At 61.7% G+C, this 11,185-nt stretch carries 9 protein-coding genes; 3 read left to right on the forward strand and 6 right to left on the reverse strand.

Features of this window, described 5'->3' with window-relative positions:
- Positions 1-41: 41 nt before the first annotated feature.
- Together NKI19_RS23305 and NKI19_RS23310 are read right to left on the reverse strand one after the other, a co-directional pair.
- On the reverse strand, positions 42-2,045 hold the full coding sequence (locus NKI19_RS23305) for a hypothetical protein (protein ID WP_352491386.1): 2,004 nt from the start codon (positions 2,043-2,045) through the stop codon (positions 42-44).
- Positions 2,042-3,571: an NAD(P)H-hydrate dehydratase gene (locus NKI19_RS23310; protein ID WP_352567597.1), complete on the reverse strand. Its 1,530-nt coding sequence runs from the start codon at positions 3,569-3,571 to the stop codon at positions 2,042-2,044. Before NKI19_RS23310 ends, NKI19_RS23305 begins: the two co-directional genes overlap by 4 nt.
- Before the next feature lie 349 nt (positions 3,572-3,920).
- Here NKI19_RS23310 and NKI19_RS23315 point away from each other — a divergent pair, with 349 nt between their 5' ends.
- Complete coding sequence (locus tag NKI19_RS23315; protein ID WP_019857988.1) at positions 3,921-4,259, forward strand: P-II family nitrogen regulator; 339 nt, start codon at positions 3,921-3,923, stop codon at positions 4,257-4,259.
- Between the two features lie 53 nt (positions 4,260-4,312).
- Positions 4,313-5,722, forward strand: a complete 1,410-nt coding sequence (gene glnA / locus NKI19_RS23320) for a type I glutamate--ammonia ligase (protein ID WP_254817166.1) — start codon at positions 4,313-4,315, stop codon at positions 5,720-5,722.
- A 123-nt stretch (positions 5,723-5,845) separates the two neighbouring features.
- On the opposite strand, the gene NKI19_RS23325 is transcribed toward glnA, so the two are convergent.
- Entirely contained in the window at positions 5,846-6,886 is a 1,041-nt protein-coding gene (locus NKI19_RS23325; protein ID WP_254817165.1) for a glutamine synthetase beta-grasp domain-containing protein, read from the reverse strand.
- Positions 6,887-7,205: 319 nt separating this feature from the next.
- Between NKI19_RS23325 and NKI19_RS23330 the strand changes: the two genes are divergently transcribed.
- A complete protein-coding gene (locus NKI19_RS23330) occupies positions 7,206-7,400 on the forward strand; it encodes a DUF2735 domain-containing protein (RefSeq protein ID WP_352451032.1) in 195 nt (64 codons plus the stop codon).
- An 86-nt stretch (positions 7,401-7,486) separates the two neighbouring features.
- Here the strand turns inward: NKI19_RS23330 and NKI19_RS23335 are convergent, their stop codons facing one another.
- From NKI19_RS23335 to NKI19_RS23345, 3 genes are all read right to left on the reverse strand, one after another.
- Positions 7,487-9,376 (reverse strand): MFS transporter, encoded by a 1,890-nt coding sequence (locus tag NKI19_RS23335; RefSeq protein WP_352491388.1) that lies wholly within the window; start codon positions 9,374-9,376, stop codon positions 7,487-7,489.
- A 188-nt stretch (positions 9,377-9,564) separates the two neighbouring features.
- Positions 9,565-10,356, reverse strand: coding sequence for an ATP12 family chaperone protein (locus tag NKI19_RS23340; RefSeq protein ID WP_352567596.1), 792 nt, complete (start codon positions 10,354-10,356; stop codon positions 9,565-9,567).
- Between the two features lie 2 nt (positions 10,357-10,358).
- Positions 10,359-11,185, reverse strand: an 827-nt coding sequence (locus tag NKI19_RS23345; protein WP_352951240.1) for a DMT family transporter, incomplete at its 5' end; no start/stop codon positions are given.

Here is an 11,185-nt window from a genome sequence, read left to right on the forward strand (position 1 = left end):
TCCACCTGGAACTACAGCGGCTAATGCCCAGTCGGCGCAAGCTATTCCGCTTCCGCCGCGCCGAAGCCGGCCCCACTCGTTGCGCGGACAGCGCCCGACCATGGCGTGGCGTGATTGTCGATGCGCATCTGGAAGATAAAATAAGTCGGCGAGCAGAAGCCGATGCCCTTCACCTTGCCGATACCGGGTGTATCGGGCGGCAGCGACTGGCACATGTAATCCTCGCGGCAGAAATGGTCGGCCGAGCAGGCAGGACGATTGCCGCGGTTGACGGCGCCGCCCAGGCACTGGTCGAAATTATTGGTCGCCACGCAGGTGTCGAATTTCTTGCCGCCGACCAGCCCGCAAATCTCGTTGGGCATCGGCTTGCCCGCCTTGAAGGCCGCAAAGCTGCGATCCCGGTCGTCGCAGCCGCGATAGGCGATACCCGCCGGCACACCGATCTTCGGCGGTCGGCAGGTGTAGGCGGCGCGCGAAATGCCCGGCGCAAACGCCGCGAACTGGCCGGTGATCGTATACCGGTCATTGAAAGGCTGCGCCGGGTTGCTGGCGATCGAGCCGGTCAGGCACGGATGGCCGGAGAACATGCTTTCGCTGTCCTTGGGCAACAGGCATTGCGCCAGCTTGGTGCGCACGCCGGACGCGGTTGCCAGCGGCGTGCAGACGGTGCCGGCGCCGCATTGCCACGTCGCGCCGAAGCGAGCCGCATCCTGTGGCATCAGACACGGCATCGCCATTTCGGCCGGCGAATAGGCAATTTCGTCGGCATCGTTCCATGTCGCTGGTGGCGCGAAGGACAGCGGGCGGAAACGGTTCGGTTCCTTGCCCTCGGCAGTCGCGCGCAGCCAGGCGACGCGGCGCGGGATGTCGGCGTGAAGATGCGGTGAGATACCGACCTCGATGTGGTTGAGTGGCGAGGTGGTCTTGTCGTCGAGGCCGATGAAATGGAAGCCGGCGGTCGAGCCCGCCTGATGGCAACCCTGGCAGGCGCCATTGTCCAGTCGCTCGACCAGCGCCTCCGGCGTGCGCACCAGCTTCATTGCAGCGAAATCGACACCAGCGAAATCCGCGGGTTGGAACAGCGGCGTGAACGGGTGGTTGGCCTGCCTTGCACTGCCGAAGGTCGACCAAGAGATGACCTTCCTTGCCAGGAATTCGTCGGGGACCTGGTAGACGCCGAGATCGACCGCCGCGACATTGGTGCGGACATAGTCGGCAAGTCTTGCTTTCAGCCCAGCGTCTTCGGCGAGACGTGCCGTATCGGGCGTGTTTTCCAGCGGCTTTTCGCTGACAGCCGCTCCGTCGATGCCGAAGATCCGCATAAGATAGGCAGCCTGCCCGCCGAATTCGGTCTCCTGGCCCGAGGGGAAGCGCACAACTTGCGCATTGAGCTCGAGCTGCTTGAAGGTGAGCGCCGCTCTTTCCAGCGGCCCGCCGATCAGCCAGCCGGCATCGACATTCTCGTCGAGTTGTGGTGCCCAGCGTCCGGCGACGCCGACACAACCGCCATCGGCATCCGGCGCGGCATTGTAGACGGCACTGAAATTGAACGGCAGGCGCGAGGCCAAAACCTTGCCGTTCTTCTTGAAGCTGTAGGCGAGGCGATAGATGAAGCGCACTTCGCCGCAACTCCAGTCGCCTTTCAGGGCGGCGAAGTCGCGCCGGTCGAGCCGGTTGACCACGCCGACGAGGCGGAAGCGCGCTGCGTCGGTCTTCAGCCAGCGCATGTCCATGACACGGCCGACATTGCCGTCGGTCACCTCGTACAGCGGCCGGCCGCCGGCCTTCATCTCGGCCCGCAACGCCGCGACGTCGCTTGCAACCGTTTCGACGATCGCTTGGTAAGCCGGCGCCTTGTCGTAGAGCGTCTTCAGGTCGCCCTTGCCATCGGCGCCGAAAATGCCGGCGAAACCGTAGCCTTTGCCGTCCAGGGCGGTGAGAACGGCCGGGTCATCGATGATGGTCAGCGGAGCTTCGGCGCGCACGGGCTGCTCCACGACTACGGCACTAACGACCGCAACGAGAAGCGCGAACAGGCGATTCATTCGGCAGCCATCTTGCGACTTTCGATAAGCTCGCGCAGCACCGGCACCAGCGCTAGCGGCAGGTCCTCCGCGATCAGCCCCGGCCCGAAACGGCTGCCGGCCTCGGAATGGATCCAGACTGCCGCACAGGCCGCTTCGAAGGCCGGCATGCCCTGCGCCAGCAGCGCGGCGATGATGCCCGACAGCACGTCGCCCGAACCGGCGGTGGCCAGCCAAGGCGCGCCATTGCCGTTGATCGCCGCCCGGCCATTAGGGGCCGCAATCACAGTGTCGGCGCCCTTGTACACGAGAGTGGCGCTGGCCCGTTCGGCGGCTGCGCGTGCCTTGGCGAGTTTGGACAGGTTCTTGTCCCCGGCGATGTGGGGAAAAAGCCTGGCGAATTCGCTCTCATGTGGCGTCATCACCAGCGCTGGCGCGGCGGGGCTGCGCGCGGCCTCAAACAGCATTTCAGGCTCTTCGCGAAACGAGGTGATGCCGTCGGCATCGAGCACCAGTCCCTCGATTTTGCGGCCCTTCCCATTGTCGCAGCCAAGCACGGCCATGACGAAGTCGCACGTCTTCTCACCAATGCCAAATCCGGGGCCGAGCACGAAGGCGGATGGGCGGCGGCTATCAACGAATTCGTCCACATCGGCGACAGTGTCCAGCCTGCGCAGCATGATCGAGGTCAGATGCGCCGCGTTCACCTGCATGGCGTTCGCCGGTGACAGCAAGGTGACGGCCCCTGCCCCGCTCCTGGCCGCGGCAAGCGCCGACAGCCGCGCAGCACCCGTCGCCGACGGCCCGCCGGAAAAGACGCAGACATGGCCGCGTCTATACTTATGGGCGTCGACGGCCGGAACCGGAAAGCGGCCAAGCCAGAGCGCCGGAATGTTCTCGAACGTTCGTGGTTCAAGCTGCGCAACAACACTGTCGCTTATGCCGATATCAGCGAGCACGATTTTGCCGCACAGCTCGCGCCCCGGTAAAAGAAGATGGCCTGGCTTTTTTCGTGCAAAAGTCACCGTGGTTCGGGCGCGGAAGGCCTGGCCGAGGACATTGCCGCTCTCACCGGAGACGCCCGACGGCAGATCGACCGCGACAACTGGCAAATTCAGTTCCGCCGCAATCTCGATCGCCTTGGCGGCGTCGCCGGACAGCGGCTTGGATAGCCCTGCCCCGTAAAGCGCGTCGACCACGATCGAGCCCGTCTCGGCAACGAAAGCCGACAGCGGCCGAGGCTTAACCTTGCAGTCCGAGGCGGCGAGTGCTGCATCGCTGCCGCCTTTAGGCAATCCGGATGTCCATACCGAGACGTCGACGGCGCTGTCCTGAAGGATGCGGGCCACGACATAGCCGTCGCCGCCATTGTTGCCGGGGCCGCAAAGCACGTGGACGCGCGTTGCGTTCGGGTAGCGCCTGAGTACCACGGCAGCAACCGCAGCGCCGGCATTGCGCATCAGGCCGATGCCGTCGAATGGACCAGCGGCAATCGCCAGCCGGTCGGCCTCGGCCATTTCGGACGGAGAAAGAAGTTCGTGGCTCATGCGGGCGATCATCTGCCGAAGCATTGTCCAGTTTTTGGTCCGACGCAAACTACGAAGGTTGTGAAACACACCGGTATGCCCGGAGCGACGAGTCGCAGGTCCACGGCTGCCCATGAAATATCCGATCTGCCTATTTTTTGTGCGGACGACGGGACCGGCGGTGTGTAGGCTCGCGGCGTTCATGGCGCATCCGACGCAGGGAATGACGCGAATGTACATTCCCGCGTAGCATGGTATCCAAATCATGTGAGCCCACCCGGCACCCCATCAACTGGCACAGTTCGTGCTTGATTGAGGCGCAAGCGGGGCTCACAACCCGTCTTTTTTGGCAGTGGAGGCCACTTTTTACATGAAAAAGATCGAAGCGATCATCAAGCCGTTCAAGCTAGACGAAGTGAAGGAAGCGCTTCAGGAGGCCGGCCTGCAAGGTATCACCGTTACCGAGGCCAAAGGGTTTGGCCGCCAGAAGGGCCATACCGAGCTTTATCGCGGCGCCGAATATGTCGTCGACTTCCTGCCGAAGGTGAAAATCGAAGTCGTGCTCGGCGACGATGCGGTCGAAGCCGCGATCGAAGCCATCCGCAAGGCGGCCCAGACCGGCCGTATCGGCGACGGCAAGATCTTCGTCTCCAACATCGAGGAAGTAGTGCGCATCCGCACCGGCGAAACCGGCATGGACGCCGTCTGAATTTTCCCGTTAAAAGGCCATGTTCAAACGTCATCACATAGGGAAGCAGGGACATGACGACAGCCAAAGACATCATGAAGCAGATCAAAGACAACGACGTGAAGTTCGTTGATCTGCGCTTCACCGATCCGAAGGGCAAACTGCAGCACGTTACGATGGATGTCGTCGAGGTCGAGGAAGACATGTTTGCCGATGGCGTCATGTTCGACGGTTCCTCGATCGCCGGCTGGAAGGCAATCAACGAGTCCGACATGGTGCTGATGCCCGATGCGGATACGGTGCATATGGACCCGTTCTTCGCCCAGTCGACCATGGTCATCCTGTGTGACATTCTCGATCCGATCTCGGGAGAATCCTACAACCGCGACCCGCGCGGCACCGCCAAGAAGGCCGAGGCCTACATGAAGGCCGAAGGCATCGGCGACCAGATATTCGTCGGTCCTGAAGCCGAGTTCTTTGTGTTCGACGACGTCAAGTACAAGGCCGATCCCTACAACACCGGCTTCAGACTGGACTCCACCGAACTGCCGTCCAATGACGACACCGACTACGAGACCGGCAATCTCGGTCACCGGCCGCGCATCAAGGGCGGCTATTTCCCGGTGCCGCCGATCGATTCGGCACAGGACATGCGCTCGGAAATGCTCACCGTGCTCGCAGAAATGGGCGTGCGCGTTGAAAAGCACCATCACGAAGTGGCCGCCGCCCAGCACGAGCTCGGCATCAAGTTCGACACGCTGGTCCGCAACGCCGACAAGATGCTGATCTACAAATATGTCGTGCACCAGGTCGCCAACGCGTACGGCAAGACGGCCACTTTCATGCCGAAGCCGGTGTTCGGCGACAACGGCTCGGGCATGCATGTCCACCAGTCGATCTGGAAGGAAGGCAAGCCGACTTTCGCCGGCAACGAATATGCCGGCCTGTCCGAGAGCTGCCTGTTCTACATCGGTGGCATCATCAAGCATGCGAAGGCGATCAACGCCTTCACCAACCCGCTGACCAACTCCTACAAGCGCCTGGTGCCGGGCTATGAAGCGCCGGTGCTGCTCGCCTATTCGGCACGCAACCGCTCGGCCTCATGCCGCATTCCGTTCGGCTCGTCGCCGAAATCCAAGCGCGTCGAGGTCCGCTTCCCCGATCCGGGCGCGAACCCCTATCTCGCCTTCGCCGCCATGCTCATGGCCGGCCTCGACGGCATCAAGAACAAGATCCACCCGGGACAGCCGATGGACAAGGATCTCTACGATCTGCCGCCGAAGGAATTGAAGAAGATCCCGACCGTCTGCGGCTCGCTGCGCGAAGCCCTGCAGAGCCTCGACAAGGACCGCGGCTTCCTTAAGGCTGGCGGCGTTTTCGACGACGACCAGATCGACAGCTATATCGAGCTCAAGATGGCCGAGGTGATGCGCTTCGAAATGACCCCGCATCCGGTCGAATACGATATGTACTATTCGGTCTGATCCGGAACCTCGTAGTCACATAGAAAAAAAAACTCCGGCGGAGACGCCGGGGTTTTTTATTGCGATGCGATCGGAGAGAAAGTCACGGCGCAGACACCCGTGGTCCGCGCCGTGAACGCATTCTCAAGCCGCGGCCGAAACCTCGGCGCTGGTCGGGACGGAGGCGATCGTCTTCAATATCTGCGAAGCGATCTGGTAGGGGTCACCCTGCGAGTTCGGGCGGCGATCCTCGAGATAGCCCTTGTAGCCGTTGTTGATAAAGGAATGCGGCACGCGGATCGAAGCGCCGCGGTCGGCGATGCCGTAGCTGAACCTGTTCCAGGGCGCTGTCTCGTGCTTGCCGGTCAAACGCTTGTCGTTGTCCGGGCCATAGACGGCGATGTGATCCATCAGGTTTTTGTCGAAGGCAGCCATCAGCGCCTCGAAATAGCCCTTGCCGCCGACTTCGCGCATATAGGCGGTCGAGAAGTTGGCATGCATGCCGGAGCCGTTCCAATCGGTGTCACCGAGCGGCTTGCAGTGGTACTCGATGTCGATGCCGTACTTCTCGGTCAGGCGCTGCAACAAATAGCGCGCCATCCACATCTGGTCGGCGGCTTTCTTGGAGCCCTTGCCGAAGATCTGGAATTCCCACTGGCCTTTGGCCACCTCAGCGTTGATGCCTTCATGGTTGATGCCGGCGGCAAGGCAAAGGTCGAGATGCTCCTCGACGATCTGCCGGGCGACGGAGCCGACATTGCTGTAGCCGACGCCGGTGTAGTACGGGCCTTGCGGCGCCGGATAGCCACTCTCGGGGAAGCCGAGCGGACGGCCGTCCTTGTAGAAGAAATATTCCTGCTCGAAGCCGAACCAGGCGCCCTCGTCGTCGAGAATGGTGGCGCGCTTGTTGGACGCATGCGGCGTCACGCCGTCCGGCATCATGACCTCACACATGACGAGCGCGCCATTGGTGCGGGCGGGATCCGGATAGACGGCGACCGGCTTCAAAACGCAGTCGGAGCTGTGGCCCTCGGCCTGCATGGTCGAAGAACCGTCGAAGCCCCACAGCGGAAGCTGGTCGAGTGTCGGAAACTCGGCATAGTCCTTGACCTGCGTCTTTCCGCGAAGATTGGGAACCGGGGTGTATCCATCGAGCCAAATGTACTCGAGCTTGTATTTCGTCATTCTAGCCTCTCGTTGCTTGATCACCGAACCCTGGATGGCGCCGGGGCGAGCCGGCCTATCCAGCAGCCGACCTGCCGAATGAATAAAATGCAATTCGTGTGCCATTCTGGCTGGCGAACGGTGCGGCAAAAGTGAAGTTGTATCCGCCCAAAATCGCTGGTCCGGAGTCATGCTGCGCTCGGATCATCCACAAGCAAATTTTGCACAACTAATGTGCAAGTACTGATCTTTTCGTAATCATGTTGCCTAATTCGGTTGCTGAACCTATGTTGGGGAAAGGTTGAATCGGCAAGGTTCTGTCGAAGAAAGGAAACCGACAATGGAAATCACTTCCACTCGTCAGTCGGCCAAAATCCTGATGTTCCCGGTGGCAGCGCGCGCGTCTGCCTCAAATTTAAGCGGGAAGGCTAAGTTCGCGGCAGAACTTGCTTCTTTGCGCAACCGAACGGATTTCGGAAGTGCCTGGTATCATGAAGCAGCGATCGAGGAAGCGAACCAGGATCGGAAGAGCTAAGCCCTTCCCCTCCCTGCACTCGATAAATTGAACAAGCCCGGCGCGATCACTCGCGCCGGGCTTTGCTTTGAACCGGGACAGGCCGGCTACTGTTTGGTGTGCAGGTCCGTTCCGAGCGTATCCCTGACAAAGATCATGCCGATGATCAGCGACATCGCCGCGATCACCACTGGGTACCAGAGTCCGTAGTAGATATCGCCCTTGTAGGCGCTGAGCGCGAACACCGTCGCCGGCAGCAGCCCGCCGAACCAGCCATTGCCGATGTGATAGGGCAGCGACATGCCGGTGTAGCGGATGCGGGTCGGGAACATCTCGACCAGGATCGCGGCAATCGGCCCGTAGACCATCGTCACGAAGACCACGAGGATGAACAGGATGGCAATCGTCATCGGCCAGTTAACCGCCGCCGGGTCGGCAAACATGGCGAAAGGCCCGCCGCCCGGTATGGTGTAGACGGTGACTTCGGGAGCTCCCGCGGCCTCATCGGCACTCAGCAGCTTGTCCTTGATCGCCTGCTCGGTCGGAACCGTCGCCTTCTCGCCGGCGCGAATGGCCGTTGCATCGAGCTTCAGCTCGGGATTGGCCGCAATGAACGCCTCGAGCTTCTGATCCGGCACCTTGGCCGCTGCCCGCTTTAGCGGATAGCCGCCGTCCCGAAGCGCCATGTTCACTGCCTTGACGAAAACGGCGTCCTTGGCCTTGGCTTGATCGCCGGCTGCAGTCGCATCATACGACTCGACCGTCTCGTTGCCGATTTTGACCGACGCAGCAGTGCCGGGCGCCGCCGTCGACACGATGTCATAAGGCACCGAGTTCTTGGTCAAAAAGGAGGTGGCAATATCGCAGGACGTGGTGAACTTCGCCGTCCCCACCGGGTTGAACTGGAACTTGCAGTCTCCCGGTGCTGCGGTCACCGTCGCACGGGTGTTCTGCTGCGCGGTGGCGAGCGCCGGGTTGGCTGCCCAGGTCAGCGCCTTGAACAGTGGGAAGGTGCAGACGATCGCCAGTGCAAGGCCGGCCATGATAATCGGCTTGCGACCGATCTTGTCGGAGAGCCAGCCGAACACGACGAAGAAGATAGAGCCAACAGCCAGAGCAATCGCGATCATGATGTTGACCGACTGCGGATCGACCTTGAGCACATTCTGCAAGAAGAACAGCGCGTAGAACTGGCCATTGTACCAGACCACGGCCTGGCCGGCTGTGAGGCCGAGCAGTGCCAGCAGCGCGATCTTTGCGTTCTTCCACTGGCCGAAGGCTTCCGACAGCGGCGCCTTGGAGCCTTTGCCTTCGTCCTTCATGCGCTGGAAGGTCGGCGATTCAGAAAGCGACAGGCGGATCCAGATCGAAATGCCGAGGAGCAGGAAGGAAACGATGAACGGAATGCGCCAGCCCCAGGCGGCGTAGGTTTCCTTGGTCATCGACCCCTGGACGATCAGGATGACGATCAGCGACAGGAACAGGCCGAGCGTTGCCGTCGTCTGTATCCACGACGTGTAGTAGCCTCGGCGATCGTCGGGTGCGTGCTCGGCGACATAGGTCGCGGCACCGCCATACTCGCCGCCGAGCGCCAGGCCCTGCAACATGCGCAAGATGATCAGGATCACCGGAGCGGCGATGCCCAAAGTCGCATAGCCAGGCAGCAAGCCGACCAGGAAGGTCGACAGGCCCATGATCGTCATGGTGACAAGGAAAGTATATTTACGGCCGACAAGGTCGCCGATGCGGCCGAACAGCAATGCGCCGAACGGGCGCACGAGGAAGCCAGCGGCAAACGCCAGCAGCGCGAAGATATTGCGCGTGGCTTCCGGAATGGTTGGACTGAAAAAAGTCGAACCAATGAACACCGCCAGCGAGCCGTAGAGATAAAAATCGTACCATTCGAAAACGGTGCCGAGCGAGGAAGCGAAGATGACCTTCTTCTCCTCGCGCGTCATGCCGCGGCTTGTTTTGCCGGCGGTCGATGCCATTGCCATGAGCGTATTCCTCCCGTGTGATTCCGTCAGCCCTCGATGCTGCGCGTCATCGTCCGCGTTTCCTCGCAACGCAGACTCGGTGCAGCCACCGGTGCAAAAAATGACAGAAAGCGCCGTCCAGAGGCAGACCGTCTTTGGGATTATGACTTTGGTCTAATGTGCAGTGCGAAATGGAAACGACGGTGCGGTCAGCCTTTGAGAGCTTCGAGCAGCTTGACCGCCGCCATCATGTCGCGCTTGCGGGCCGCCCGGCGCGCGACGGCCTCGGCATCATGGCCCCATTGCTCGGCCTGCCAGTCCTCGTCGACGTGACCGGCAGCCCAGGCCGCCTCGCCGTCGAGCTCGCCGAAGTCGACGGCCAGCGCCAGCAGCGCCGATCCGGTCAGCGACGTCATGACGTGGATGGCGGCAAGACGCAGCGGATCGGCACGTTGGGCAAGATGCTGGCCAAGCAGCGCGATACTCTCGCGCGGCTGTTCGACATGGATCACGCCTTCGGCGAGATGGAACCGGGCGCCGAGCGCGCTGCGCGCCCAGTCGATGACCGGATCCCAATGCTCGTTCTGCCGGTCGACTAGCCCTTGGGGCGCATCGGCGCGGTAGCAGAGCAGATCGGATGAGGCGAAGCGCAGGATGTCCTCCAGCACCGCCTGGGGATCACTGGCGACGCCATCGATTGCCGTATTGACCAGACGCATCACCGGCATCGTCACCGGGTCGATGGTCTCCTGCTGTGCGGCGAATTCCTCGGCGACGAGAGCAGCCGCTTTTTCGGTCGGCAGCGCCAGCAGCGCCTTGGCCGGCGTGCGGACGGGCTTGCCATCGAGACGGACGGCAAAACCGTCCTCGACCTGTGCTACCGCGACGGTCTCGTAGAAACGCTTCGGCAGCGGCGTCTTCATCTGGATCTGGGCGCGACGCACCGGATCCAGATCAGAGAGCTGCTTTCCAGCTTCGAGGTCGTTCAATATATCGCGCATGCTCATCCGGGGCTTTGTTTTCGGGCCGGCCGGTTGACGATGATGAGTCCGGCGGCGATCAGGGCGAGTGCCAGGAAGATACGAACGGTCAGCGGCTCGTTCAAGAACACGGCGCCGCACAGCACACCAAACACCGGCGACAGGAAGGTGAAGCTCGACAGTCCAGATGCAGGGTAGCGCCGCAGCAGCCAGAACCACAGCACATAGGTGAAGGCGACAACGTAGACGGCCTGGAATAGCAGCGCCAAGGTCGGCAGAACGGTAAAGCTGCGGACCGGCGGCCCGGCAAAAGGCATCACCAAAATGCCGACGACAGCGGCCCCGGCCAGCTGATAGAGCAGTAGCTTTTCGGCGCTGGCCTCCATCAGCTTCGACCGCTTGATGACGATATTGGTCACGGCCCACAGAATGCCGGCGCCGAGACTGAGCAAATCGCCGCTCAATGTTGCGCCGCCATTGGCGCTCAGTTTGTCGGAAAACACCGCGACCAGTCCGGCGAAAGCGAGCAGCAGGCCAATAAGCTTGCGTGCCGTGATGCTTTCGCTAAGCAGGAAATGGCCGCCGACCAGCATCCAGAACGGCATGGTGTTGACCAGCAAGGTGTTGCGCACGACTGTGGTGTGCTCGAGCCCGACATAGAGAAACAGGAACTCGAGACCGAAAAGCGCGCCCGCCACAATGCCGGCGACGAGGGTCTTGTCGGGCGTGAACAGCGCAATGCCGCGCCAGCGGCACCAGCCGAAAACACACAGGCCGCCGATCACCGAGCGGGCGATGGACAGGAAAACAGGGTCGTATCCGGCATACGAGATCTTAGCAGCGACGTAGT

It is taken from the genome of Mesorhizobium sp. M0751 (genome assembly GCF_040320265.1).
Classification (GTDB): domain Bacteria; phylum Pseudomonadota; class Alphaproteobacteria; order Rhizobiales; family Rhizobiaceae; genus Mesorhizobium.